Annotated in this window: 25 protein-coding genes and 1 riboswitch; of the genes, 9 read left to right on the forward strand and 16 right to left on the reverse strand. The window is 37.7% G+C overall.

From position 1 onward, the window contains the following. Positions 1-22 precede the first annotated feature (22 nt). From N178_RS12755 to N178_RS12790, 8 genes are all read right to left on the reverse strand, one after another. Positions 23-1120 (reverse strand): acyltransferase, encoded by a 1098-nt coding sequence (locus N178_RS12755; RefSeq protein ID WP_045292605.1) that lies wholly within the window; start codon positions 1118-1120, stop codon positions 23-25. A gap of 216 nt (positions 1121-1336) precedes the next feature. Further along, complete coding sequence (locus N178_RS12760; protein ID WP_237758465.1) at positions 1337-2017, reverse strand: hypothetical protein; 681 nt, start codon at positions 2015-2017, stop codon at positions 1337-1339. Positions 2018-2867: 850 nt separating this feature from the next. Beyond that, positions 2868-3230, reverse strand: coding sequence for a P-II family nitrogen regulator (locus tag N178_RS12765; protein ID WP_013057611.1), 363 nt, complete (start codon positions 3228-3230; stop codon positions 2868-2870). Positions 3231-3244: 14 nt separating this feature from the next. Further along, complete coding sequence (locus tag N178_RS12770; protein WP_045292609.1) at positions 3245-4471, reverse strand: ammonium transporter; 1227 nt, start codon at positions 4469-4471, stop codon at positions 3245-3247. Between the two features lie 264 nt (positions 4472-4735). Then, the gene (locus tag N178_RS12775) at positions 4736-6274 is read right to left on the reverse strand and encodes an AbgT family transporter (protein WP_193377157.1); all 1539 of its coding nucleotides are present in this window, start codon (positions 6272-6274) and stop codon (positions 4736-4738) included. A 232-nt stretch (positions 6275-6506) separates the two neighbouring features. After that, positions 6507-7469, reverse strand: a complete 963-nt coding sequence (locus tag N178_RS12780) for a class F sortase (RefSeq protein ID WP_045292612.1) — start codon at positions 7467-7469, stop codon at positions 6507-6509. Positions 7470-7575: 106 nt separating this feature from the next. Beyond that, on the reverse strand, positions 7576-8919 hold the full coding sequence (locus N178_RS12785) for a hypothetical protein (RefSeq protein WP_045292614.1): 1344 nt from the start codon (positions 8917-8919) through the stop codon (positions 7576-7578). A gap of 432 nt (positions 8920-9351) precedes the next feature. Next, positions 9352-10215, reverse strand: coding sequence for an alpha/beta fold hydrolase (locus N178_RS12790; RefSeq protein WP_045292617.1), 864 nt, complete (start codon positions 10213-10215; stop codon positions 9352-9354). Positions 10216-10365: 150 nt separating this feature from the next. Here N178_RS12790 and N178_RS25980 point away from each other — a divergent pair, with 150 nt between their 5' ends. After that, on the forward strand, positions 10366-10518 hold the full coding sequence (locus N178_RS25980) for a YflJ family protein (protein ID WP_080890183.1): 153 nt from the start codon (positions 10366-10368) through the stop codon (positions 10516-10518). A gap of 298 nt (positions 10519-10816) precedes the next feature. On the opposite strand, the gene N178_RS12795 is transcribed toward N178_RS25980, so the two are convergent. From N178_RS12795 to N178_RS12805, 3 genes are all read right to left on the reverse strand, one after another. Then, the gene (locus N178_RS12795) at positions 10817-11749 is read right to left on the reverse strand and encodes an alpha/beta hydrolase (protein WP_045292618.1); all 933 of its coding nucleotides are present in this window, start codon (positions 11747-11749) and stop codon (positions 10817-10819) included. A gap of 60 nt (positions 11750-11809) precedes the next feature. Further along, the gene (locus tag N178_RS12800; protein WP_045292620.1) at positions 11810-12319 is read right to left on the reverse strand and encodes a GrpB family protein; all 510 of its coding nucleotides are present in this window, start codon (positions 12317-12319) and stop codon (positions 11810-11812) included. Between the two features lie 103 nt (positions 12320-12422). Beyond that, entirely contained in the window at positions 12423-13568 is a 1146-nt protein-coding gene (locus tag N178_RS12805) for an acyl-CoA dehydrogenase family protein (RefSeq protein ID WP_045292622.1), read from the reverse strand. A 198-nt stretch (positions 13569-13766) separates the two neighbouring features. Here N178_RS12805 and N178_RS12810 point away from each other — a divergent pair, with 198 nt between their 5' ends. From N178_RS12810 to N178_RS12840, 7 genes are all read left to right on the forward strand, one after another. Next, positions 13767-14972, forward strand: a complete 1206-nt coding sequence (locus N178_RS12810; protein ID WP_045292624.1) for a TcaA 3rd/4th domain-containing protein — start codon at positions 13767-13769, stop codon at positions 14970-14972. Between the two features lie 182 nt (positions 14973-15154). After that, on the forward strand, positions 15155-15934 hold the full coding sequence (locus tag N178_RS12815; RefSeq protein ID WP_045292626.1) for an STAS domain-containing protein: 780 nt from the start codon (positions 15155-15157) through the stop codon (positions 15932-15934). A 143-nt stretch (positions 15935-16077) separates the two neighbouring features. Beyond that, positions 16078-16320 carry a spore germination protein gene (locus tag N178_RS12820; RefSeq protein WP_013057625.1) on the forward strand — a complete coding sequence of 81 codons (243 nt, stop codon included), beginning with the start codon at positions 16078-16080 and terminating at the stop codon, positions 16318-16320. Between the two features lie 103 nt (positions 16321-16423). Beyond that, a complete protein-coding gene (locus N178_RS12825; RefSeq protein ID WP_013057626.1) occupies positions 16424-16666 on the forward strand; it encodes a spore germination protein in 243 nt (80 codons plus the stop codon). Positions 16667-16717: 51 nt separating this feature from the next. After that, entirely contained in the window at positions 16718-17221 is a 504-nt protein-coding gene (locus N178_RS12830; RefSeq protein ID WP_028412845.1) for an Hsp20/alpha crystallin family protein, read from the forward strand. An 89-nt stretch (positions 17222-17310) separates the two neighbouring features. Next, entirely contained in the window at positions 17311-17736 is a 426-nt protein-coding gene (locus tag N178_RS12835) for an Hsp20/alpha crystallin family protein (protein WP_045292628.1), read from the forward strand. Positions 17737-17917: 181 nt separating this feature from the next. Next, positions 17918-18601 (forward strand): hypothetical protein, encoded by a 684-nt coding sequence (locus tag N178_RS12840; protein ID WP_237758466.1) that lies wholly within the window; start codon positions 17918-17920, stop codon positions 18599-18601. A gap of 17 nt (positions 18602-18618) precedes the next feature. On the opposite strand, the gene N178_RS12845 is transcribed toward N178_RS12840, so the two are convergent. The 3 genes from N178_RS12845 to N178_RS12855 form a co-directional block, all read right to left on the reverse strand. Further along, the gene (locus tag N178_RS12845; RefSeq protein WP_045292630.1) at positions 18619-19902 is read right to left on the reverse strand and encodes an ABC transporter ATP-binding protein; all 1284 of its coding nucleotides are present in this window, start codon (positions 19900-19902) and stop codon (positions 18619-18621) included. Continuing rightward, positions 19899-20957: a FecCD family ABC transporter permease gene (locus N178_RS12850; RefSeq protein ID WP_045292632.1), complete on the reverse strand. Its 1059-nt coding sequence runs from the start codon at positions 20955-20957 to the stop codon at positions 19899-19901. The genes N178_RS12845 and N178_RS12850 overlap by 4 nt, the downstream gene beginning before the upstream one ends. 208 nt (positions 20958-21165) lie before the next feature. Next, positions 21166-22692 (reverse strand): cobyric acid synthase, encoded by a 1527-nt coding sequence (locus N178_RS12855; RefSeq protein ID WP_045292633.1) that lies wholly within the window; start codon positions 22690-22692, stop codon positions 21166-21168. A gap of 92 nt (positions 22693-22784) precedes the next feature. Further along, a riboswitch (cobalamin riboswitch) is annotated at positions 22785-22964 on the reverse strand. 147 nt (positions 22965-23111) lie between these two features. Between N178_RS12855 and N178_RS12860 the strand changes: the two genes are divergently transcribed. Next, the gene (locus N178_RS12860) at positions 23112-23675 is read left to right on the forward strand and encodes a YdcF family protein (protein WP_045292635.1); all 564 of its coding nucleotides are present in this window, start codon (positions 23112-23114) and stop codon (positions 23673-23675) included. A 60-nt stretch (positions 23676-23735) separates the two neighbouring features. On the opposite strand, the gene N178_RS12865 is transcribed toward N178_RS12860, so the two are convergent. Next, positions 23736-25307 (reverse strand): APC family permease, encoded by a 1572-nt coding sequence (locus N178_RS12865; RefSeq protein WP_025751241.1) that lies wholly within the window; start codon positions 25305-25307, stop codon positions 23736-23738. Positions 25308-25734: 427 nt separating this feature from the next. Beyond that, positions 25735-26382 carry a nitroreductase family protein gene (locus N178_RS12870; protein WP_045292637.1) on the reverse strand — a complete coding sequence of 216 codons (648 nt, stop codon included), beginning with the start codon at positions 26380-26382 and terminating at the stop codon, positions 25735-25737. Between the last annotated feature and the right edge of the window lie 347 nt (positions 26383-26729).

Here is a 26729-nt window from a genome sequence, read left to right on the forward strand (position 1 = left end):
GTCCCTTGCTCCGGTGCTTTTCTTATTTATGCTGTAGCTTTGTAAACGAATGTTTGTGCGGCTTTGCATGTAATTTTCCCTTCGTCCATTGAATTCCTCTATATAAATAGTACGAGCACCAAAAAACTGCTGGGACGATAAGTACATATGCGACGATACTATTTGTAAAGAAAGAAGAATCTATGGAACGAAGCAATCGATAGGTCTCATTTAATATACATATATGCACTACATAAATGCCAACTGAATTTTTCCCAACCTTTGAGAAAAACGAGTTTTTGCCAAGACTTGGACTGCTTAATACGAATAAAAACAATGATGCTGATAAAAAGATCGTAGAAATAAAATAGTCTCCGGGCTTGCTGTGCTGGATATTGACCAACCAGTAGCGCTCGACGATCTCTAACGCTGAAAACACAAAAAAGCTGGCTAAATAAATCATTGGCCTTGCGTTTAATACTGACAGAATTTGCTTACCATAAAGGGCAAACATAGCTCCTAATACTGTATAGAATAAACCAAAGAACAAGGCATCTCTCGTTTGAAAAGAAAGTGGGAAAAATAAAGAATAAGACTGTCCAAATAACCCAGTTACATATAACACGGTGCTGATAAGCATTAATAAGCCGATCTTTTTCCATCGTTGAAATAAGAAAACGATGACAACAGCCCAAATTAATGCAATCAAGTACCAAAGCTGAAATCCGCTTGTGTCACTTCCATAATAAAAGATATCTTTGAATGTGATGGATGATGTTAAATAATCAGCTACTGCATCTTTGCGCTCTGCTAACGTTCCGTGGTTCTGAAATAAGCGCAGAACTACACCAAACAATAAATAAAAGAGGAACCAACATGCATAAAGCTTTGAAATATTCCACGTGTATTTTTTTAAGTATGCAGAAGGCTTTGGATGTTTTTGAATTTTATTCATAAACAAATACCCTGATACAATAAAGAAAAAAGGAACCGCGAATCGTGCAAATGTGTCAACAATGACATCTAGCACATTTTCCTGGTTCCCTAAAAAGAAATCGTCATGTGATGGATTAACATGAATACAAACCACAAACACTGTAGCAAAAAACTTAATAAAATCAATTGAATAATTACGTTCCATCTTGTTGTCAGCTCCTTAAAATAAACTCGAGCTCTATTTTAGCATAATTATCCAAACAGAAAAGATATTTTGGTAAAATTAACCTTATAGTCATGGAAAAAATTTCTTAACTTCCAATATTCTAGTCTTGTTTACTTGTATGATGTCTTTCAATATTCCAAATAAATGATTCTAAAGAACTATAAAACAAAAAACAGATTATGCGTAACCTGTTTTTTAAATTAACATTTTCCATGCAAACTTATTATCTTGTTTAATATCGACTTCTTTTTCATGCAACGCCTGCACATGCTGTTTAATTTGTTTGAGAAACAGCATTACTTCCCCGCTTGATACGGCAGCTGAGTTGAGAGATAACGAATGTTTTTTAGCAATTTTTAATTCCTCAGTTTCCACCGAAATACTCACGTGGCGAAATAAGTGCCAAGGATAGTAAACTGTTTTAAAAGATTTTGAGAAATAAATTCCTTTAGAACAAACGGTAATCCCTTCGGTTTTTTGAAGAGGATATGTATTTAAATGAGCTACAATTTTTTCTTTTGCAGGTAAATAGAGCCTGTTTCGCATCTCTTTTTCAACTTCTTCACATAGTTGTCCTTCTACCGACAACACATCTTTTGGGTCAGGTGTTTGATGAATTTGAAAAGATGAACAAATAGAAGTTAATTCTTTTGAGGATACACACGGATATATATAGTCTTGACACATATATTCATGAGAATGAATGCGAATAAATTTCTTGATTTTTTTTAATAGAGATACTAGCTTTCTAGCTGAGTAATCGTTTTGATTGACTTGAAATTTCTCCACGTCATTAAAACAGATCATTTCTTCTTTTCGAATGGTAATGGATTGAATGTTAGCAAACTCTTCCCATAACATTTGTCCTTTTTTCATCCCTCTGCTTTTCCAGTAAATCCCCTTATTTGTAAAGCAAATTCCCCTTTTATCTAGGCCTGCTATAAAAGAGCTGTGTAAATACGCAATTATTTTTTCTTGGGGCTGAAACTGAAAGTATTTGCTAGCCATTTTTTTGTAGAAACTAGGTATTTGCATTACATAAAATTGACTTTCTCTATAGATTAAGCATAAGTCAGTCAAATAATTAGTTTTCAGCGTCGCCACGCTCTCACTTCCTTTTTGAGTGTAAATAACCGTACCCATTTTTTTCTATTACTTTATAAACGTTTTTTGATGAAAAAAGTTTCAACTTTTTTTGTTTTTTATGAAAAAGCTTTAAATTGAAGCATCCCTTTCATCTAGGAGGTTATCTAATTACTCACTTATTCAATAATCTTATTTTAAACGTTCCCTACTTAATTAAGAAACTAAACCAGATAATAGCAATGCTTACCTGCTTTATCCAAATCATCCGTTGTGAACAAAAATAAACCGCAGCGTTAAAACGCAATGCGGTTTGTTTTTTTAAGCTAAATAAGCTTCTTTTATTTAATTCCATAATAATCTCGAATATCTTTGTGAAAAATGTTATTTCTGGAAACGATGAAAAAGCTTACTGTTTATGTACACCTTTTTTCTCACAATTTTTCATAATAGATTCAATCTCATATACAAAGAGAAGCTGAAAAAATAAAAATATAGTTATTTTCTACAATATACTCTTTGGCTGTATATATAACCAAAAAGCATGTCACCATAAGGAAACATGCTTTGTAACTATTCAACCTAAAAAAGGTGCATATTATGCACCTTTTTATGACCCTTTGTTTTTCGCTTCTCCCCGAGTTTAACTATTGTTTCGTAATGCCTGTGATCCCTCTTCCCCTGTTCGGATCTTAATCGCATTTTTTAATTCATAGATAAATATTTTCCCATCCCCAGGCTGGCCTGTATTTAGTACTTTTCTTGCTTTATCAACAACGTCGGATACGGGAACTTCGCATACAACAATTTCTACTTTAATTCGGGCATGCATATTATCTTGTTTTTTGACGCCTCTGTAAAGTTCCGTAATACCTTTTTGCAATCCGCATCCTAATGCATCCGTAACCGTAATACCGCTGACGCCAATTTTCGCTAGTTCTTGCTTAAGCTCTTCAAACTTTGAAGGGCGTGTAATAATTTCAATTTTTGTTAAAACATCACTCACTGTGCCCACCCCTTTTACATATTCGATTCGTGATACGCTCTTTCGCCATGCAGCGTAATATCAAGCCCAAGCGTTTCTTCTTCTTGTGTCGCACGCAGAGATACGATTAATCCAACCACTTTAACAATAATGAAGGTAGCGATGCCCACAAATAGATACGTTGCTACGATAGCCACCAGCTGTTTCCATAGTAGACTTGGATCTCCGTAGAATAAACCATTCGCACCGGCGTCATTTACAGAAGTTGTGGCAAATAAACCTGTTGCAATACCTCCCCATGTTCCCCCAATACCGTGGAGACCAAATGCATCTAACGCATCGTCGTAACCGATTTTCTTTTTAAGTGAGAAGATACCCCAGAAACAAACTGCTCCGCCGATAAAACCAATTACAATAGAAGCAAACGGTGTAACGAATCCACAAGCTGGTGTAATAGCTACAAGTCCAGCAATCGCTCCCGAAACGGCTCCAAGCAGCGTAGGCTTTTTATTAATAATCCACTCTACTACAAGCCAGCCGATAATTCCTGTTGCTGCCGCTGTATTCGTGTTAATGAAAGCCGTCATTGCAACGCTGTTAATAGTTAAGGAACTTCCAACGTTAAATCCAAACCACCCGAACCAAATTAGCATTCCTCCTAAAAGAGTTAGCGGTAAATTGTGAGGTGCTGCAGCATCGGCATTTTTTCGTTTTCCAACAACAAGAGCTAGAATTAATCCTGCTACACCTGATGAAATGTGAACGACGTTTCCGCCAGCAAAGTCAATAGCTCCTAGTTCACGAAGCCATCCGCCAACTCCCCAAACCCAGTGTGCAACGGGTGCATATACAAATAATGACCATAGGATAGCAAATAAGATAAATGCTGAAAACTTCATGCGCTCTGCAAAAGCACCAGAGATAATAGCTACTGTTAACACAGCAAATGTCAGCTGAAACATCATAAACATGTTATGCGGGATCGTTGCGCTGTAGTCCCCGTTTGGAGTGAACCCAACTCCTTTTAATCCCACCCAGTCCAAGTTTCCAATAAAAGCATTGCCACCGGTCGAAAATGCTAACGAATAGCCTGCTATTATCCAAAGAACGGATATAACAGCTAAGGAACCTACGCTATACATCGCGGTACTTAACATGTTTTTACTTCGAACCATGCCTCCGTAAAACAATGAAATAGCTGGTGTCATAATCCAAACCAATAATGCTGAAAAAAACATAAATACTGAATCGCCCATTTGCATGATGATTTCCCCCTTAAGTACGAATAAATAACCCCTAAATTTAATGTTAGATTATATAACATCTTTTGTTATGTTTACTATCATATTTGATTTATATGTATTTAGCAACTACTTTTTGCAAATTTATTCAGAAAATTTTTGTTTTTATCCTCTTTTCTTTTTGTTATTTATTCTCCTATGTACACATAAGCTAAAATATCATTTATAAGTGTTAGAATTTCTAACATAAAAAATCCTCTTCTTGGAGTAGAAGAGGATTTTTCTTTACAAATACATATATACACCTGGTCCTAGAGGAATACCGAATACAGCAAAAACAATCAACATTATAATCCAAATTCCTAGGAAGGCTAAAGTATAAGGAAGCATAAGTGAAATGATGGTTCCAAGCCCTGCTTTTGGCTCGTATTCTTTCATAAAGGCTAAAATGACAATCATGTATGGATTTAAAGGAGTGATTACATTGGTAGACGAATCTGCTATTCGGTAAGCTGCTTGAATAAATCCAGGGTTGTACCCTAACAGCATGAACAATGGAATAAAAATAGGTGCTTCTAGTGCCCATTGAGCAGAGCCGCTGAAAATAAGAAGGCTTAGAACAACAGTTAAAAATACAAAACCAACCACAACTGGAAGTCCAGTTAGATTTAGTGCTTTTAATGCATCCGCTCCTTCTACTGCAATCCACGTTCCAATATTAGTCCAATTAAAGTAAGCGATAAATTGAGCAGCTGCAAAAATAAGGACAATATAGCTAGCCATATCTTTCATCGACTCAGTCATATAAGCAGGTACATCTCTAGAGCTTTTGATTTTCCCTACTGTTATTCCGTAAACAGAGCCAACTACCACAAAAAACAGCAGCGTGATCGGAATGATACCATCTAAAAAAGGAGATGGAACAATTCCACCGTCTTCATTTCGTAGAGGAGAGTTGGGCCAAAATAAGAAAACAGCTAGTACAGCGACATAAATACATGTAGCAACGATACTGTTTTTTAACCCTTTTGCTTCCGCCTCACTAATTTCACCAAAATCATTGCGTTTTTTTCCTTTATAATTGCCCAGCCTAGGTTCTACAATCTTTTCGGTGACGATCGCTCCTATAATGGTCAAAACAAATACAGAAGCCGCCATGAAGTACCAGTTCGCTGCAGGACTGACAGCAGCGCTTGGGTCAATTGTTTTAGCAGCTTCAGTAGAAATGCCTGATAACAATCCATCGGTTCCAGATATAATAAGATTCGCTGTAAAGCCTGATCCCACCCCAGCAAATCCTGCTGCTAATCCAGCAAGCGGGTGCCTTCCTACTGTATAAAATATCATTGCGGCAAGCGGAGGCACGATGACAAAAGCAGCATCTGCCGCTAAGTTGGCCATAATTCCTGTAAAAATGATGGCGTATGTAATAAGAGCTTTTGGAGCGTTTAAAATCGTTTTCTTTATGGCTACTTCAAGTAGACCTACTTTTTCTGCAAGTCCGACTCCAAGCATCATAGCAAGTACAAGTCCTAGGGGCTTAAATTCAGTGAAATTGGTCAGCATCGATGTTAAGATATACTGAATGCCTTCATGCGACAACAAACTTTTAATTGGAAGAGTCTTATTAGTACCGGGATGGACCACCGTTACTCCCATACTATTAATAGCAACGGATGCTACTACGATAATAAACGCTAAGCATACAAACAAAATAAAGGGATCAGGTAGTTTGTTTCCGAATGCTTCTACTCTTCCTAATAGTTTATCTAGAAAGGTTGTTGGATGTGATTTTTGCTCTGTTTGCAAATTAGGTTGTGTCATGCTTTCTCTCCTTTTTCTTTTAGCTTCTTTTTGGTTTTTTTTCTTTTAATTTCCAAAAAGACTATTAGTACATAATAATCTGAATATTTATATTATTCAAGTATTATTTTTAAGGAATTTTTATTTATCTATTAAAACTAATAGCATTTAGATAAATAGAAAGCCAGAAGATATCTTTTTAATCGACAATCAAAAAATAACAAAAAGCTCTCCGTTTAAAGAGAGCTTTTTGTTATTTTGCTATACTAGATGGAGCAGACTCTTTTCCCGACTCATTAACAGCTGTTACATAATAACGAGACTGAGATGCGTCGGAGTCGGCAAAGCTTTTTCGCTCAAATTCCGAAACGCTGCCAATATGGGCAAATGTTCCGCCTGGGTTCTTTTTATAAATTCGGTAACCGATAATATTGCCTTCTCGTACCGCGTACCACGTAAGCAAATTACCGCTCATCTTTACATGGGTAGGAGGTTTTGGTGCAGTTGCTTCACGTTCCAATTCTTTTGCTTGGTCAGCTTTTAGTTCTGTATAGACAACTAACCTCTCTTGATGGGTTCCTTCTGCACGGTCAAACGTGCCTGTACACGTAATTAGATTTAAATTACGTTTGTTGCTGTACCCAAAAATTTCGTTTAAAGGTGCTTTATCTCGCGGATAGCTTTTTGTACGTTTAACAACAAAAGTAAGCGTGGTCCCCTGTGCATCTCTTACGGTAATTTCATCGTCTGTTTTTAAATTTTTTAGATTGTAAAAGACGGCAGGACCGGTTTTACTGTCTACGTGTCCTGCTAATACAGCATTTCCTTTTACGCCAGGCTTAGCTCCTGGTTCAAACCAGGCAACTCCATTTTCTGTAGATGGCGCTGCCATTTCACCGCTGTCTAATAACCCTACTTGTTCAATTGAAGCCTCTACATGAATAGCTGGAATAGAAACTTTTGCAGGAATAATTCCTTTGAATTCTTTATTCAACTGTTTGGCTTCTGTTTTATGCTTTTTTAATACAGCAAATTCTTCTTCAAGCGTTACGCGGCTTTTTAGATCCTTTGATTGTGCTTCTTTTTCTTTTTGCTTAGCTGCATCCTGTTGCTTCATTTCTTTTGCTTCTACCATTTGTTCTTTAAAATATAGTCCGCCGCTAACAAGCAGGACTAAACTTAATATACAGTAGGCGAGAACAATCGCTTTTTTCACATCGTCACCTCATTTCACAGCTGTTTATAAAAAAGAAGAGAGAACAACCTCTCTTCTTTTTTTAGGACTCTTGACTTGTAATTCATAAGGAAAAGGAGAAAAAATATTATTCGCTTACTGGTTTCTTGCGTAAAATAACTCCAGCTGTTAATACAGCTAACGAACCTAGTGCAATATAGATCACTGTTAGTGGGTTCATCGTTGATTCAGATGCCCCGCCCATACCTGTTTTCGGCATATCTGTTGGCATAGCTGTTTCAGCAAACTTATCGGGGTTTTGTTTTACAATCGCTTCACCTAAAGCTTGGCCGACACCAAACATTAATTTATACCCTTCACGGTACGTATCATAACTTCCAGCGTAGTCACCGGATGCATATTGCTCAAATGTTTTAATAACCGTATCTTCATGTGCTTTTATAGCTGCCTGTGCGTCTGCAGTTGGAAGGTTTCCATCTGTTGCTGTTCCTAAGAATGTACCAAATTCTTGCGCGAATTTATGGAGCTTGTCTTTTGCAGCTTTTTCTCCTGCTTCATCGCCTTTTACTTGTGCACTTACTAATTCAGCTTGGGCATTGATGTGATCTCCTTGCCAAATTTTTTCGAATTGTGCAGCTCCTTCATCGCCATATACTGAACCTATTGCAGCTTTAAAATCTGCTGTGTTAGCATTTTCTAACCAGCTAACATAGTCGTAATCTTTTGAACCGTTAAACCCTTTTTCCATTCCCATTGTTGCTAAAGCAAAATGTTCTGCTGCTAAGCTGTTTAATGAAGAACGTAAATCTGCTGCTGGTGTATCTACTTTGGTATTGTCGAATTTATCGGGCATTTGCGTTACGATTGCATTTGATAACGCTTTACTAATGGCAAACATTTGCTGATATCCTTCACGGTATGTTTTAGCGGCCGCTTCATAGTCACCTGCTACATAATCTTCAAATGTTTCTTTTACTTGGTCTTCATGTACGCGAAGCGCTTCTTTTGCTGCATCTTCAGGTAGTTTGCCTTCTGTAGCAGTGCTTAGAAACTTAGCAAATTCATTCACGAATTGATTTACTTCTTTATCTACTTCAGCCATAGCTTCTTTGTCATTTTCTTTTGTTGCTTTTACAAAATCATCTGTATAATTATTATGTTCTCTAAAAATTCGTTCAAATTCAGCTGCTCCTTTATCACCATAGACAGACGCAATAGCAGGCTCCATGTCAACGGCATTTTGGTCCAATGCTTTAAACGCAGCGTCAGCATCTTTAGAACCGTCATAGGCTGTTGTCATAGCGGCAACTGCAAGCGTAAAGTGTTCAGATAATAAGTAGTCTAAGTTCGCTCGTAGATCTGAAGCTTTTGTTACTGCCGTTGGTTTCGCTTCCTCTGCATTTGCAATAGTCGGCATCAATAGTGAAGCTCCTAGTACAGGGATTAATAATTTTTTACTTAATTTCATCATTTTCCACTCTCCTCATTTTTAGTTGATGTACGCCACTTTTTTCATTCTTACTACATCTTAAATCACAAAATAGATTGAACATTTTGAATATTATATACATTAAACCTTCATGTTCCCTCACATTTAATGATCCTTTTTAGGAAGTACTCTCTTTCTATCTACTAAACGATTGCTGAGTGACGTTGGATCACTCTTTTTGAAAAAATTTTTAATGTCATTTTCGTGAAGAATTCCTTCCCTTTCTACTTATCTAACGAACGTTTTGTTCAGCTAGATCACTTTTTAAAAAAGTTTTTAACCGCCTTTTTTCAAGAAGTACTTCCTTTTCTACTTACCTAACGATCACCTTATTCTGTTGGATCACTTTTTACAAAATTATTTTAAATTCAAAAGAAAAAGAAAGGTTTCTAGAGGAAACCTTTCTTTTTCTTTTTACTTATTTAAAAAATTCCACATCACGTCGTTTACTTCTTGAGGCTTTTCATGCTGAGGGGCATGAGATGCTTCAGCTAATCGGTGAACAGATATGTTTGGCACATATTCTTCAATACCATCTAAGTTTTCAGGCATAAAAGTAGGATCTTGATTTCCCCAAATAATTTGTACTGGGATGTTTAACACTTCTTCTTCTAACGGAAACAAAGATTTTCTTTGAAGGTCTTCTTTCGTGAAAATCTTTAAATTGCGGTAATAACTTAGCATTGACAGCACAGAGCCATTTTCCCAAGAGTTCATGTATGCTTGAACATCATTAGCTGTTAGGTATCCTTTTTTTACACCTGGGTCGATCACAAGCTTACGCAAACCTGAGAAGTTGTCTCGTTCCATATAGTCCTGTGCTTCTTGTTTTTGAAACCATTTCATATACTCACTTGCTTTTTGCTGATTTTTATTTGTTCGAAGCTCACGCATAAAGGTATAAGGGTGCGGACCGTTAAAAGCAATTAATTTTTGTACATATTCAGGATAGCGATAAGCGAATGTCCATCCGATTCCTGCTCCCCAGTCGTGTACAACTAGCGTGCAGGAGCTATATCCTAGGCTTTCAATCCCTTGGCGAATATCTTCTACTAATACATCAATCTCGTATGATTCTAGTCCGCTTGGCTTTTCAGATAAGTTATATCCTCTTAAATCCAAAGCAACTGTGTGAAAATCATTAGAAAATTCATCTATCTGGTGTCGCCAAATATGCGAAAAGTCAGGAAACCCATGAAGAAATAGCATAAGCTCTCCTTGTCCCTTGCTTATGTAGTGCAAATTAACGCCGTTTACGTTTATATATTGTTCACTCATTGTTCATTTCCTCCTTTATAAGTAGCTGTAGAGCAGTATAACGCTGTAAAAAATGAACGTCAATTCATTTGCTTCGTTCACTTCTTTTTAGTTCCTTTTATGAATATAGTTAATTATTTAGAGTGGATCTTTTTGAAGGAGTGATTAACAGTGGCTCATATCTATTCAAAGGGCTGGTTTATTCAGCAGTTAAAAGCGGTCAATATCTCTAAAATTGATGGAAGAAAGCTAGAAAGTTATAAAACCTACATTCTTCGCAATTTATATGCTGAGCTTATAGAACAAGGTAAAATCAACGGCTAAAAGAGGTTGAGACATAACGAAATGAATCCCATCTAAAGATGAACAAATGGGATATATGAGCTGAACTGCTTGAGACACCGCAGTTGATTTCCGTGCAAGGCTTCGCTTTCTGCGGGGTCTCACCTGTTCCGCTTTTCCCGCAGGAGTCTTCGTCTTGCCCTCTAATCAACTGCTAGAAAGATTTACACACATGAAATCTACGTTTGTCCTAACAAAAAAACGAACCACTAATCAAAAGTTTTGATCAATGGTTCGTTTTACATTTCGTCTAAACTATTTTTGTCCCAGCCTCTTTTTTTTACAGCGATTGCTCAATAAAAGATAATACGCGCTTTACATATTCTTTTTTGTATACGTGATAATTTTGAACGTGTTCTGCTTTCTTAGTTTTCCAGAAGTGAAAAGCATCCGGGTGTGTTTTAGCCATTTTTTCGCTTTCAGTGTAAGGAATTTTTGTATCTCCTGTGCTGTGTATAAATAAAATGGGTCGAGGGTAAATATGCTCGACTGCTTTAATAGGACTAGCTTCAGCAGGATTTGCATCTGCAATAACAGGAAGAATAGCAATGGTTAGCGGTGTAAACGGAAAGTTTGGTAAATGAGACCATACAGATAGATTTTCTTTTAAATAAGAGGTTAAATCACTAAAAGGACTATCAGCTACCACTGCTTTTACGTCTTTATCTTGAGAAGCCGCTAATAAAGAAGTGGCTGCTCCCATTGAAATGCCGTAGAGCACAATTGGCTCTTTTGTTGTTTCTTTCATTTTCTGAATAACGCCTAATAAATCGAGCTGTTCTTTTACACCAATCGTCGTTTGATTTCCTTCTGAGTCTCCTGAATCTCTAAAGTCAAACATGACTACTCGATATCCCGCTTTTACAAATTCTTTACTCAGCGGCAGAAAGCCAGCTCCTTGTGCTTCACGGTTATTTCCGTATCCATGTGACATAATAATGGTCGCTTTTGGCTGTTCTTTTGGTTCAATCATCCATCCTTTTAAATGGGTTATTCCGTCTTTGCTTAAAAACACTTGATTGCTATAGTGCATGCCGTAATCACCAGGATTTTTCACAGCAGGATTTTTATCTAATTTTGTCAGGCTTATGCCTACATAAAGAGAAATTGCCGTACAAAGTACCAAACAAAGAATAGCAAAGGATATCAGGCTGATCCATATTGTTTTTTTCTTTTTTCCTGTATTTGTCTGTCGATTTAGAACTGGAGTCAAGCTCGTTCCTCCTTTTTATCTAAGATCATCTTTCCTATTCTTATTGCTGTTTCCCTTTTTTCATTTTAAAGCTAGCCCATCTATTTTATGAATAAAATTCGTTTTATTTTCCACATATTTTTCTGGTTCAAAGCGATAGCGATGCGCTAGTTCTATTTTCAACGTTTCGTATTCTTTTGCTGCATCAGGGTGAGTACGCAGATAATCTCGAAACCATATATGCCGATTAATTTCTGGGTGGCCTTTTTCATACATATGAACATGATGCGTTCTTTCATTTCCGCCTTTTTGGAAGTATCGTCTTCCTTTTATGCCGTTTTCACCTTTCGCTTCGTAACCAAGCTGTTCCATCTTCTGATTATATGTATCTACTTTTTTTATATCTTTCACTTCAATAAGTAAATCAATAATCGGTTTTGCACTTAAACCGGGAACAGCAGTGCTTCCGATATGATGAATCTTTAAAACTTGAGCTGGCATTATAGTTGTTAAGGTGGAAGCTTCTTTTGTAAATTCCTTTTCCCACGCGATATTATAGGGTGTCAGCTGAATTTCTCTTACAGACTTCATCTTCAATTCCTCCTCTTGCAACGAAAAAACTGCTGATTATAGAATAGCCTATAATCAGCAGTTTTTCATCATTTAACATGTTATTAAGACGTATGAAGCGCTTTTATCTAGTAAAGGCCTGCTTCGCTAAGTTAATAATCGTCATATCATCCATTGGAGGGTTATGAAGGCCGGCACGCACATCTCTATAATACCTCTGTAGGGGATTTCTGCGCTGTAAGCTTCGTGCCCCGACTATGCGCATTGCTTTGTCAACGACAGTACAAGCACTATTAGTCACCACGTGTTTGACAGCTGCTAGCTCTCCCGCTAATGCTGCTCGGTCGTTGGTCTCATCCCATTTGCTTGCCACGCTGTACATAAAGTGACGCGCCTGCATAAGTTCAAGTTCCATCTCTCCGACTAAACGCTGCACATTTGGCAATTCGCTAATCGTTCCTTCAATACTATTAGGAGAATATTCTTTAGCAAATGCAACAGCATAATCTCTTGCTGCGATGGCTGTACCCATGTAGCAAGCTGGTATATGAAGCAGCCAGCCGCTTGGCTCATTCTTTTTAAAGCCACCTAGGCGTTCAACAAGAAAATCGTGTTCAATATAGACATTTTCTAGCACAAGGTCGTGACTTCCTGTCCCGCGCATTGCAATCATATCCCATGTTTCTTCTATTGAAAGTCCGCTTGTTTCACGAGGAATTAAAAATAAGCCGATCTCTTCTTCTCCTTCGATGCTGGCTTTTACCAAAAAGTAATTTAAGACTGGAGACATTGTAGTAAATGTTTTTCGACCATTGATTTGCCAGCCTTTTTTTGTTTTTACGGCTGTCGTTTCAGGTTTTCCTCCTCGAGTAGGACTTCCTGTCTTCGGTTCAGTAGCAGCGGTGTTAATAAGTGCACCTTTTTCTATTTCTTTAAAAATAAAATCGAGCATTTGCTGATTCCAAGGCTGTTTTTCACGTAAATCCATTGTAATTCCCATATGCCATCCAATACTAAGAGCCGTAGAAGCGTCTCCTTGAGCAATTAATTCTTGAAATAATAAAAAATCATAAAGGCGTAATTCATCTCCGCCATATTTGCTTTCGAGAGAAAGACGTGTGTAGCCCGCTTCTTGTAACTCTTGAATATTTTCAAACGGAAACGTACCTTCTTCATCTATTTTAAAAGCTCGTTTCTTAAATTTTTCGACTAGAGGCAGCAGTTTTTCATACGTATCCTTTTGGTTTTTATTTACAAATGAAACACTCATTTGCTTCATCTCCTTTTTATATGACAGAGTGTCCCTATCGGATTAATATATAGTTTTTATCATAGCACATCTCACTCTTACTGTGCATGTTTGGTGTGTTTATCTTTCTCGTTCGATTTACTATTTTTCCAATTTAATGGTCTTTTTTACCTATGCGTTCCATACATTTAATGGAATAAAAAGAAAGGGATGGTGTGAATGAATCAATGTCCAAAATGCGGGGCCAGTGCAAGCAAAGACCAATCATTTTGCAATAACTGCGGCTTTTCTTTCACGGTGTCGCCGGCTGCAGCTAAGCATAAAAAGGGCTGGTATATTGGCGGGGGTATTGTGCTTATACTCATTTTAACTTTTGTATGGTATAATCTGTTCGCTAGCTCAGAAGAAAAAACGGCTGACCGCTTTGTTGAGGCATTAGAATCGAAAGATACAGCTGTGTTAAGAGAGTTATTAGACTCTTCACAGTCTAATATAGTTATCAGTGACACATCTATTCAAGCACTGTTGGATGCAACTTCCGATGGTTCTATTTTACGAGACGTTGAAAATGACTTAAAAAATAAAACGAGTATCTATTTTACAATAAAAGAACAGAAACATTCATTATTCTTCAAAAAACAGTATGCGGTCGTTCCTTCACCTTATTACATCTCCCTCACTACGCCAGAAGATGCAACGATTACAGTTAACGACACAAAACAATCGATATCCAAAAATCAAACGCAAAAAATAGGTCCTTTCATGATTGGAAATTATTCGCTTACTGCTTTTTATGAAAGCTCTTATGGAAAACTTACAGATCAAACTACTGTAAATTTTCATCGGCAAAAAGAAGAAAATATATCTCTTGTATTTAAAGGCGCTTACGTTACAATCTCATCGAATAGAGATGACGCTATTTTATTTATAAACGGAAAAAGCACGGGACTGCAGGTGAATAGCTCATCACAAATTGGTCCTGTTGCTACGGATGGAAGCGTCACTGTTCATGCAGAAGTGCAAAAAGACGGCACCACGTTCAAAAGCAGTCCCTACACTATTCAAAGTGAAGAAAGCATTACGTTGAATATACAAACACCGCCTGCTGAAAAAGAAAAAACCGTCATAAAAGAACGGGAAGTGATCGTGCCTGGCCCGCGCTCTTATGCTACCTCAAGTTCTTTTATTCTTCCTGGTTCGGATTCTTACAAATTAAGTTATGGTGATATTAGCAGCTTGAGCTCGGGGGAACTAAGGCTAGCTCGGAATGAAATCTATGCGCGGCATGGGTATGTATTTAAATCGAAAGATCTTCAAGCCTATTTTTATGGAAAGTCGTGGTATACGCCTGATTCATCATTTAGAGACTCCTACTTATCAAGCGTTGAAAAATATAACGTTGATTTTATCAAATCATATGAATAAAGTGAACTCCCCTTTTACACAGGGGAGTTTTTTGATTGAAGCAAGTGCTTACTCCTACGTTTTTAACTTACCATGATTTCTGTACACGTTAATAAATTTCTTATAGCCCTTTTCATTCTTTTCACTGTAAAATATAAAATAGATGTACATAAACTTAATACACGCATAAGGAGAGATGGACAATGAATGGAATTGGACGACTTCCACAAAAGCTTAATGGACATTTGATTTTAGAAAATATTCAAGAAACCATGATCATTGCGGATAAAGACCATCGTGTGCAGTGGATGAATGCAAGAGCAATTGAAACACTCCAAGCAGTACTCCCAATCTACCATTTATATCATGTTGAGGAGTTAATTGGAAAGCATATGGATTTCTTTCATTCCAATTCTGAAGAAGCAAAAAAATTACTCACCTCTCTTCATACCACTTACCGAACGCGTATAACGATTGGAACTCAATACGTAGCGGAAGCCGTGATTCACCCCATTGATACAAAAGACGGTGAGCGTTATGGCTACTTGCTTATGTTATTAGACTTTACTGATCAAGCAGAAGCAGAGCTTGAAAAAGAACGGTTAATTGAGGACTTATCTACCCCTTTATTAAAGATATGGGACGAGGTTTTAGCTGTGCCGATTACCGGTAAGATGAATATAGAACGTGGAAAGAAGCTGACTGAAACGGTGTTAGAGGCAGTTGTAAAAGAACAGGCGCGCTATTTGCTTATTGATTTGTCTTCCCTTCATTCGTTAGATGAAGAACACGGTTATTATATTAATACTCTTCATGATGCCTTGCGGTTGATTGGTACCACTTGCCTTATTGTTGGTCTGTCTTCAAAAATGGCTCTGTCGCTTGTAGACTCTCAGTTTAATTGGCGGACGTTTTCCACTGTCCAACAAAGCATCTCTTACATTTTAGAAAAAAAGAATTGTCGTATTGCACCTATTTCATAAGCCCATCATATCATTAAGTAATCCTCTCTCAATCGCTTTTTCCTTCAATCGGAAAAGGCGATTTTAGTTATGAGGAATTGTGAACGTTTAGGCACTTATCATCATAGGATACATTAATCAACCATAGAAAAGGGTGAGAGCGTATGCCAAGTGTTATTAATATTTATAATTTAAAGATCAACAGTATCTCAAGCAACGGTTCTGTCAACATTGGCGAAGCACTCCATAACAGTCACACGGCTCATTCGAAATCCACTGGTACGAACTCTTCTTATGGCGATGTCTCACCTGCTTCCTCGAAAATGCGAAACATTTATATCGATCCTGATACAAATGACCAAACAGATATTGCGAACGTTGATCATGTCAATGGTTATCAGCAGTGATATAGGGCAATGCTTGTCAACAGCATGACGACGAACGGTGAATACATTCTCTCTTAAAGCGATAGTTAGAGCGGAATGAATAAAAACAGTAAGGAGTCTCTTTATGCCTCTTCAAATTAACGTTTTTAATATCGTAACGAATGGTGTCACGCAAAACGCAAATATTGATTTTGGTTCCACCATTCAAAACAGTCACACGGCGAACTCAAAGTTTAACGGCGCAAATTTTTCTTTAGGTAACTTCTCTCCTACTTGCTCTCAAATGAATACGGGCGTGTTAGATCCTGATGTAAGTGATCAAGATCAAATTGCAAACCCTTCAGCTCCAATTGGAAATCAAATTTAGCTTTAACAATTTTGTCATTTTACTTGTCACATTACAAGGAGGTGTGTAAATATGTTTCCATTTGGAAAGTCTCCTTTTAAAGGAATGATGGAAAATATTCCAAAAGGAATGGCATCTAAAGACATGAATAAATATATTCAGCAAATGATTTCTTCTACGATGTCCCATTCTTTTCCGGATTTTATGCAAGGAAATGAATTCTTTAAGCAAGCCCAAGACATGATGAAAGAACAGCAGGATGTGGGAAATGAAGGTCATGGACAACAGCTAAGAAGATTTGATTCAAACGTCATCAATACATTAGACGAATGTATTGTTCAGTTGAAAATCCCTAACCGCGATATTGTATCAAGCATTAAAGTCTATCATACTCCATACGTGTGCACGATTGAAGGAATAGATGGGGAAGAATCCTTCAAAGAAGAAATTCAGCTTCCTTGTTCGGTTCGCAAAAAAGGTACACGCGCCGTATATCGTTCCGGGGTGTTGGAAATCCGGATGCCTAAGCATGTTAATATTCCTATGTCTCAAATAGACGTCCACGATTTAGATTAAAGTGGACGTTTTTTTCTGTTTTCATGCATACATATAAAATAGAAAGCGGTAAAAGGCCTTGTTTTATTTTTTTTAAGAAGGTGACAAATATGAATCATGGAAAGTTTAAAAAGTGGGCAGAAACGTTACAAGAAGAAAACCATACAAAATTTTGGGAAAAGATTTTTGATGATGATCCTGAAGAAAAGAATGATACGGAAGCAGATGCCTCTCCTCAAATTGTAAATGAGTATCGAGATTATCCTTTAATTGATGTATACGAATGGGCAAATCAACTGTTAGTTGTGATTGAAATACCCGGTGCTAAACGAACAGATGTCGAATTGACCATGCACGAAAATACTTTACACATATCCGGTTCATCTCTTTTAACGATGAAGGATGCAAATGTTCTTCACAAAGAAAGACGTGAAGGAACGTTTCAACGATCAATTATCCTTCCACCTGCTGTTGAGGAAGCGCCGTGTCACGCATCATTTAAAGATGGTCTTTTGCATGTGAAATTTGATTTGTAATTCATTGTGCAGAACTATATGTAGCATGAAAGGCAGGGAATTTCATGTTTTCTAAGTGGTTTAAACAATCGCCTAAAATTGAAACAGTCCGCAAAATAAATCCGTCTTCCCTTCCAACCAAAAAAAAGTAAGTCCCATAGACCAAAGTTCTAATCAAAAGCGGAAAGAATTACCCAAAAAGATGAAAACTAAAAAACAGTCTAATCCAAAGAACCCTTCTCAGCAGCCAAAGAAGTTGCCTAGCCAAACGGAGCCTAAGACCTCTGCTGAAGCTGAAGTCACAAAACCTGCTCTTTCGTCAGATTCAGCGCTGAACCTGCAGGGAATTATTGATCAAGTGACGCGTTTAACCGACGCCATCCCTAAAATAGAAGAGCTTCATCAGCAATTACATGAATCAGCTCACCTTATTCAATCACTGTCTCAACTGCACGAGCAAACAGCTCATTTGCTCTCGGCTATGCAGTCAGCTCCTAATTTCGAAGCTATTCAAAATCAGCTCTCTGCGTTAAAGGAAGAATCGTCCAATACAGCCTTATATGAGATGGTGAAAACTCTTGACAAAAAGATTGATGGAGTAACTCAGCCAAAGCAGTCCATTGTTGTTGAAAAAATCATGGTCGAAAAAGTACTGTTAGACAAAATTGATCTTAGTAATAATTTCGGCCAGCTAGGCATTAAAGATCTGACCGGCCACTTAAACATCGGCACCACTTACAGCGCTGACTCTGATCAAGTAGATGAAGAAGTCAAAGACTTGTTTTCTGTTAAGCTGAAAGAAAAAAAGATTGATGAACATACAACTGAGACAACGATGAGTTCAGGAGGTGAAACAGAAAAGTCTGATGATCACTCCGAAGAATAAAAAATGACCGCTACTGCTTATTTAAAGCAATTGTCGGTCATTTTTGTTTCCATAAATAGTTGTAATTCTTTCTGTAGGCGTTCCATTAAGAACTCTGAAACTTCTTCTTGATTTTCTTCTTTATGATGAGATGATGCTACAGCAATACGTCCTGTTTTTCCTAAGAAAGCCCGGTATTCAATTACCTTCATCGCAGCATGAAGTAAGTTCGCGTCCGAAAGCGGCGCATTTGTTAATAGAACAATATTTACTTCATTTTCTTTTTGTCCATGTGTCAGCACAGCCAGCCACGAGTAACCTTTATCGTCTTTTAAGCGAACTTCATGACTGGATAAAGACGCAGATTTCCACGCCGCGTTAGCACTGCTTTGCTGTTGAACAATTTCTTGACACCAGTGTAGGCCTGTTTCATTTGAACCCAGTGAAAGAGTTCTCAAAGGACGAACAAAGGATAAACATAGGTTGCCCGGTTCCTTTTGTAACTGATACAACTCATGGAATTCCGTCTCTGGATATTGATACGGCGGCACAAAAGCAATTTGTCGCTTGTTCACAGCGGGATGGTGAAATACATGCAAATCAACGCCATATACTCTTTTTAACGTAGCTGCATCCTGAAAAATGGCATCCATCCCCGTTTCTTCTACTCTTCCATCTTTCAGTAACACGGCATTATCTGCAAACAGCGAGGCGATGTTGAGATCATGCAAAATGGCCAGGACCGTTAAGCTCATTTCCTGCTGTAACGTTTTTAACAGCTGAAGCAGTTCCATTGTATGTTTTACATCTAAGTGATTAGTTGGTTCATCAAGAAGTAAGTAGTCAGGTTCTTGCGCTAGTGCTTTAGCCAGTAAAACCCGCTGTTTTTCTCCACCGCTTAGTGATTGAAAAGTATGATTTCTATAGTGCCAAACATTTGTTAATTTCATCACGCTTTCCACCACTTCTTCATCCTGTGCTGATACAGTGCTAAACAATCCTTTTGCCTGATAAGGGTAACGTCCAAGTGAAACAATTTCTTGAACCGTAAATTCTAGCCCAATTTGATTTTCTTGCGTCATGACTGCAACTTTTTGCGCCAGTTGTTTTGGTGAATAAGCCTTCACTGACTTTCCTTCTACCTTCACTTCTCCTGATTGAATGGTTAATACATTCATAATTAAGCGAATAAGCGTTGTTTTCCCGCTTCCATTTGGTCCTAGTAAAGCGACAAAAGAACCTTTGTCTACGGTGAACGTGATGTCGCGAACGGTCGGCTGCTGTTTATCGTATCCTCCCGTCACATTATATAGTTCAATCATGATATTCCTCTTTTCCGCATACGTTCTTTTACAAGGAGCAGGGTAAAAATCGGCGAACCAATTAAGGCGGTTACGACTCCAATCGGCAGTTCGCGAGGTTCTAATATCGTTCGTGCCAATAAATCGGCTAAAACCAAATAACTTCCTCCGATTAAAATAGAAAGCGGCAGTACATGCTTATGATTAGCTCCTGCTACGAGACGTACTACGTGTGGAATAACTAAGCCAACAAATCCAATTGCCCCAGATACTGATACCGCAGCCCCTGTTAATACGGATGCACCTATTAAAACCATTCTTTTTTTCTTCTTTACGTCTATTCCCATAAACTGAGCGGATTGATCGCCAAATGCTAAGCCGTTCAGCTCTTTGACATGTAACAGCAGCATAATCGTACCGACTAAAAAGAACGGGCCTAAAATTTGAATATGAGACCATCCTCTCATTGATACACTTCCCATTAGCCAATATAAAACCTGCCTTACATCTTCTTCAGGAGAAAGAGCTATAACTAATGAAATGAGCGCGCTCATAAAGGATGATAAAATAATCCCCGCTAAGATGATGGTTTCATTGGCCAAATTGCCGCTTGCGAGTTTCGTAATACCAAAAACTAAAAGAAGAGTAATAAAACCAGATACGATGCCAACTACAGGCAGCGTGAAGATAGACAAACCAAAAATACTCCAATGAAAATAAATTGCCATGACAGAGCCAAGGGTTGCACCTGAGGAAACTCCGATCGTGTAAGGATCGGCAAGAGAGTTTCTTAATAGCCCTTGAAAGGCAGCCCCAGCTATTGAAAGCGAAGCTCCTACTAAAAATGCCACCAGTACTCTTGGAAAACGAATTTGCCAAATGATTAAATCCATGTTTTCCGGACCGTGATATAAGGATAGTCCGGTAAGGTGGCCAATAATAATTTTGATTGTATCTCCTACGGTTAACGAAACTGTACCAATAAATACGCCCATAATCACCGAAGTACATACAATAAATAAACTGACTATGTATAAAATAGATGCTTTGTTTAAAAAAATACGTTTAAAAATCAATACTTTCAGCTCCTCTAGGAAACGAGGCGTGATGTTTTTTTACATTACATTAACCATTCATTTTCCTGTGCATAAACCATGTTTCCACCCTACATAGTATTGGAAACAATCATCTTTTATTTGTTACGAGTGCTAGACTGTTGAACTAGGCAACGTAGAATAGCGTACTAAAGTTCTCGGTAAAAAAACAAGCGAAAGCCTCTACAAGCTATACTTTTTGTGCTTGCTCAGGACTTTTATAGCTGTCTATTAAATGATACAGCTTTTCCATATCTACAGCTTCTCTCACATATGCTGCTGCTTTTGAAAAAGACTCCTCTTTTTGCAGGCGGCTGTTGAATGTATCCGTAATAGGCGACAATTTTTTATGTTTACGAATTTGATTAAGTAAAGCTCTGCGCAAAGCATCGTTATGAAACACATCATGAACATACGTGCCAATAACGTTGTCTTTAACCGTTCCTTCTTTTTCATGCTCTACCACTGCAAAAGCTTCCGTGGTGCTCTTAGAAACCGTCTTTCCCATATGAATTTCATAGCCTTCAATCGAAACTCTTTCACTTTCTAGCTGAACATATCCAGAAACTCTTTCTGTTTTTTTGCTGGTTGTCATAACGGTTTCCACTGGAAGCAAGCCCAGCCCTTTAATGGATTCAATCCGAGATTCTACTGCATCAGGGTCTGTAATTGTCTCCCCTAGCATTTGATATCCTCCGCAGATGCCAATGACGTGAACGTTCGTTGTATTCAAGACTTGATTAATGGCTAGAGCCAGGCCGCTTTCTTGTAAAAACTGCGCATCTTCAATCGTATTTTTGCTTCCTGGTAAAACAATTAAATCAGGCGTACCTAATTGTGACGGCTTGGTTACAAGCCTCACGTGACAGTCTTCTTCTAAGCTTAAAGGATCGATGTCTGTAAAATTTGAGATGCGAGGATACGAGATAACCGCAATATCGATTTCTTTTAACGGGTTCACAAGCGTTGAGTAATTTCTGAGTGATAGCGAATCTTCAGCGTCAATTTCCACGTCGTGCATATAAGGAATCACTCCTAGTACCGGAACTCCCGTGTATTCTTCAAACCACTTCAACCCCGGTTTTAAAAGCTCTAAGTCTCCTCGGAATTTATTGATTAACACCCCAATCACTCTAGGCTTATGTTCATCTGGAAGCAATTGAAGAGTACCCACTAGACTCGCAAAGACCCCTCCTTTATCAATGTCTCCTACTAACACAACAGGGGCTTGGGCTATCTTTGCTACGCGCATATTTACCAGTTCCCGATCGTTCAAATTCACTTCAGCAGGACTTCCAGCGCCTTCAATCACAATTCGATCATAATGATTGGCAAGCTCTTTATAAGCTTCCGTGATCACGTTCAAACCTTCATTAAAAAATTCTTGCCGATACTGAAAAGCAAACATATTACGAAGCGGCTTTCCATGAACGACAATTTGAGATTCATGATCACGAGTTGGTTTAATTAAAATAGGGTTCATATTGGTTGTTGCTTCTACTCCGGCCGCCTCTGCTTGAATTCCTTGCGCTCTGCCAATTTCTTTTCCATCCATTGTAATGTATGAATTAAGCGCCATATTTTGCGATTTAAACGGTGCAGTTTGATAGCCGTCTTCTTTAAAAATACGGCAAAACGCTGTAGCAATCATACTTTTTCCAGCGTCTGAGTGCGTTCCTTGAATCATAAGAGGTTTTCCTTTTTTCACTTTTTCCACTCCCTATCACATAAAAAAACCTTAACTGTAAAAGTCAAGGTTTGGTCATGCGCTCATTAACACATTGTCTTGACTTATTTCTCCCACCGAAAAATAAGGGGTTTTTAAAAGCAGGTCTCCTGGCTTATGCTTCATTTTACTTCTGCATCCTTCCTAGTTTGACTAGTGGGTCTTTGCAGGTTCATCCACATTTACAGTAGCGGGGGCTGCACCGGATTTACACCGATTTCCCTATTATCCTCCTTAGAGGCACTTTTAAAATCATTTATTCTTTATTGTAACGAATTTTATAACCATTCACAATAACGATTTTCTTCTATTATTATATATCACTGTGTTTATACTTATTTGGATCTCGTATGCTATAATAACAATTATTTTCCAAACATCTTATGAAATAGCTAGGAAGGTGCTCGTAGTTGAAGAAAAAAATCATTTATATCTTTATTAGTTTGCTTGTTCTTTATGCTGTAATCATGTCTTTTTGTATGTATCAAACCGCTCATCAGCCTGTTCCGCAAAAAGCAGATTATGTGCTCATTTTAGGTTCGAAAGTAGACGGAGATCAAATGTCTCCTAGTTTAAAAGAACGAGCAAAAACGGCTTTATCTTATTTAAAGACTCATAAACAAACAAAAGTTATCGTAACGGGTGGAAAAGGATCCGATGAAGAAATTTCTGAAGCAGAAGCAGCCTATCGTTTTCTACGAAAAGAAGGAATTAAAAAGAATCGTATTATAAAAGAGGATCAGTCAACTTCTACTTTTGAGAATTTCACTTTTACTAAAAAGAAAGTTGATATTCAACACAAAAAAGTCGTCCTTGTTAGCAGTGATTTTCATTTATTTCGCGCCTCTATTATTGCTAAACGTCAAGGTTTTGACGTTTATCCTTTAGGTGCAAAGACACCAAATTCAATTAAACTTCAAGCCTACTTTCGTGAGTATGCTGCTATATTAAAAACGTGGCTGTTTGATAAGTAAATAGAGTACACCCCCTATACAAACGAAAAACACGGCATGAATTCATGCCGTGTTTTTTTATTAATCATCTGTATCGATAACTGCTTTTGGTAAACCTGTGTATTTCGCCCAGTAGAAAATACCGAGTGAAACAAGAGCAATTAAAATTAAGTCAAGCGGGTTGCTTAGCACACCTTGTCCTCCACCAAATGAACCTAGGTAAGAGATAACAAGCATAATAATATAATAAGCAACTAGCCACCAAGCAGATTTAAGCTGCTGTGCAAATTTTACAACGTCAGTTGGTACGTATTTCTTAAATGCTACGTAGATAACAACCATTAGAAGCTGTGATCCTAAAAGCCAAGAAATGGTCGTCCATCCTGACCAATATACGATGTATGAACAGAAGATAAATGAAACAGGAGCAATAACGCTCATACCTTTTAATTTAAAAGGCTTTTTAAGGTCTTTTGCATTTACTCTGAATGCAGCAGCTGAAATTGGCGCAATCGCATAAGACAGAATAAGTGCCACTGAACATACGTTTACTAGCGCTTCCCAAGAAGGAAATGGCAGTGTCCAGAATACGGACATTCCAAATGATAGCCATAGTGACGCACGTGGAATTCCTGTTTTCTTATCTACTTTTGAGAAACGTTTAAATAGCGTTCCATTACGAGACCAAGCATAAACTAAACGAGAAGTTGTATTCATGAAGATGTTCCCGTTACCGCCTGGTGATAAAATAGCATCAAAAATAACAAGCGTTACTAACCAGCCAAGGCCTAAAATAAGTGCAATATCTTTAAATGGTAAAGAGAATTGCTCTTGAATTGTTCCCCATCCTCCTGATAGCATATCAGCCGGGATGTTACCAATGAACAATACTTGCAGTGCTGTGTAAATAATCGCTGAAAGTACAATACAGATAATAAGCGCGATTGGAATATTACGCTGCGGGTTTTTAACTTCACTGGCTACAGAAACAATAGGGTGAAGTCCTAGGTAAGCAAACATAACGCCACCTGTTGAAATGGCTGCTTGAATACCATTAAAACCAAACGGAGTAAAATCGCCAGTTGTAAAGTTAGCTGATTTAAAGTGATAAGCTAACACGACGATAATTGTAAGAGGAACCGCATATTTGAACACAGATATAATGACATTTGACTTAGCAAATGCTTTTACACTTACGTAGTTAATGATAAAAAATAGCGTTAATAACGCGAACTGAAATAACCAGCCGACTGTAGTAGGCGATTCAGAACCATGTTTAGTTAGACCAGGAAGCCAAAAAGCAACATACTGACGTACAGCCGTTACCTCGATGGCAATCAAACTAGTGTAAGCAATAATGGTAATGAATGAAATTAAGTAACCCACTAAATGACCGTGTGAGTAAACCGGATAACGGATAATTCCACCGGTACGCGGCAGCGCCGCTCCAAGTTCAGCATACACTAAACCGATAAGTAAAATAATGACTCCGCCAATCAGCCACGAAAAACTTCCGGCTGGACCAGCCTTTGACGCTACGTTACTAACCGCAAATAACCAGGCGGAACCAAAAATAGCCCCCATCCCAATTAACGTTAGGTCAAGTAACGATATTGATTTTTTAAACTTTCCTTGATTTCCTTGATCAGACATAATATCCTCCTTTAAAATTTCCACTCCACACATCTACGCCCTTGCGTCCGATATGGGATTCTTTACATCATCCTCCTCTTACTAAGACCTCACAAGTGGATATGTTAACAAATATTCTTTGAAAAACCAAGTTAAAAACTTTATTTTTTTACAAAACATCATTGAATTGTTTATGTATAACGCATAAATTCCACAGAAGATTTGAGGACTACTTCCCTTATTTAACCGCATTTTTCTTAGGTTAAACATAAAAGAATATTCAAACTATTTATTGTAAAAAAAAAAGTCTGGGACATAACGAAATCGACCGCTAGAAGCGGCTACATACGCAACCCCTACGCTTGCCATACCAATAAAAAAATCCGAACGATTCATCGTTCGGATTTTGCTTCAGCTAAAATAATTTTGTCCATAACTCTTTTTTTGCTTATTTAAATACTTTTACACGTTCACTTAGCGGTTGAAATTCTTTTTCACCCGCAGGTGCCACGGGATTACCAAATGGCATTTGGGCAATTAATTTCCATGAGCTTGGAATATGCCAAGCTGCTTTTACTTCATCATCAATCAATGGATTGTAATGTTGTAATGTTGCTCCTAAGCCTTCGAGCTCAAGCGCTGTCCAAATCACATGCTGCAGCATACCTGATGATTGGTTAGACCAAACGGGGAAATTTTCGCTGTAAGATGCGAACTGCTTTTGCAACCCTTCAATTACTTCTTGATCTTCAAAGAAAAGAACTGTTCCATAGCCGTTTCCGAATAAGTTCATTTTTTGATCCGTATCTGCAAAATTTTCAGCTGGGACAATTTTACGAAGCGTTTCTCTCGTAATATCCCATACTTTATCATGCTGTTCGCCAAACAAAACAACTACGCGTGCGCTTTGAGAATTAAATGATGAAGGGGTATGTTTCACCGCAAAGTTAATAACTTCTTCAATCTTTTCTTCTGATACTTTTACATTTTTATCGATTGCATAAATAGAACGTCGGTTTTTAATTGCTTCATAAAAATCTTTTCCAACCTGTTGTTGATCACTTGATTTATCAAATAATTTATCTAAAAAACCCATTTTCCACACTCCTAATTGTTTGTTTTTTAAGCTTAAATTGCATGTTTATACCCTTCCCTCTGATAAAAGGAGATAAACAAGATATAATGAATTCTTATATCTTTAATTCGAGATATTAAACTAAAAAAATATTAATTGAAATTTAATTACTTTATGTAACTTACTTTACAATGATTATTATTATCTGTCAACAGAAAAATTATTATTTTTTTGTTGATCATCAAAAGAGGTTGAGACATAACGAAATGAATCCAATCTAAAATGAACAAATGGGATATATGAGCTGAACCGCTTTTGATACCGCAGTTGATTTCCGTGCACGGCTTCGCTTTCCGCGGGCGGCCGCT

The sequence above is a fragment of the Priestia aryabhattai B8W22 genome (assembly GCF_000956595.1).
Classification (GTDB): domain Bacteria; phylum Bacillota; class Bacilli; order Bacillales; family Bacillaceae_H; genus Priestia; species Priestia aryabhattai.

Excerpts from the sequence above, each read along its gene's own strand:
- N178_RS12755 (WP_045292605.1), bottom strand. The coding sequence starts at position 1,120 with ATGGAACGTAATTATTCAATTGATTTTATTAAGTTTTTTGCTACAGTG.
- N178_RS12760 (WP_237758465.1), bottom strand. The coding sequence starts at position 2,017 with ATGAAAAAAGGACAAATGTTATGGGAAGAGTTTGCTAACATTCAATCC.
- N178_RS12770 (WP_045292609.1), bottom strand. The coding sequence starts at position 4,471 with ATGCAAATGGGCGATTCAGTATTTATGTTTTTTTCAGCATTATTGGTT.
- N178_RS12775 (WP_193377157.1), bottom strand. The coding sequence starts at position 6,274 with ATGACACAACCTAATTTGCAAACAGAGCAAAAATCACATCCAACAACC.
- N178_RS12785 (WP_045292614.1), bottom strand. The coding sequence starts at position 8,919 with ATGATGAAATTAAGTAAAAAATTATTAATCCCTGTACTAGGAGCTTCA.
- N178_RS12790 (WP_045292617.1), bottom strand. The coding sequence starts at position 10,215 with ATGAGTGAACAATATATAAACGTAAACGGCGTTAATTTGCACTACATA.
- N178_RS12800 (WP_045292620.1), bottom strand. The coding sequence starts at position 12,319 with ATGAAGTCTGTAAGAGAAATTCAGCTGACACCCTATAATATCGCGTGG.
- N178_RS12805 (WP_045292622.1), bottom strand. The coding sequence starts at position 13,568 with ATGAGTGTTTCATTTGTAAATAAAAACCAAAAGGATACGTATGAAAAA.
- N178_RS12810 (WP_045292624.1), top strand. The coding sequence starts at position 13,767 with ATGAATCAATGTCCAAAATGCGGGGCCAGTGCAAGCAAAGACCAATCA.
- N178_RS12815 (WP_045292626.1), top strand. The coding sequence starts at position 15,155 with ATGAATGGAATTGGACGACTTCCACAAAAGCTTAATGGACATTTGATT.
- N178_RS12820 (WP_013057625.1), top strand. The coding sequence starts at position 16,078 with ATGCCAAGTGTTATTAATATTTATAATTTAAAGATCAACAGTATCTCA.
- N178_RS12825 (WP_013057626.1), top strand. The coding sequence starts at position 16,424 with ATGCCTCTTCAAATTAACGTTTTTAATATCGTAACGAATGGTGTCACG.
- N178_RS12830 (WP_028412845.1), top strand. The coding sequence starts at position 16,718 with ATGTTTCCATTTGGAAAGTCTCCTTTTAAAGGAATGATGGAAAATATT.
- N178_RS12835 (WP_045292628.1), top strand. The coding sequence starts at position 17,311 with ATGAATCATGGAAAGTTTAAAAAGTGGGCAGAAACGTTACAAGAAGAA.
- N178_RS12840 (WP_237758466.1), top strand. The coding sequence starts at position 17,918 with ATGAAAACTAAAAAACAGTCTAATCCAAAGAACCCTTCTCAGCAGCCA.
- N178_RS12845 (WP_045292630.1), bottom strand. The coding sequence starts at position 19,902 with ATGATTGAACTATATAATGTGACGGGAGGATACGATAAACAGCAGCCG.
- N178_RS12865 (WP_025751241.1), bottom strand. The coding sequence starts at position 25,307 with ATGTCTGATCAAGGAAATCAAGGAAAGTTTAAAAAATCAATATCGTTA.
- N178_RS12870 (WP_045292637.1), bottom strand. The coding sequence starts at position 26,382 with ATGGGTTTTTTAGATAAATTATTTGATAAATCAAGTGATCAACAACAG.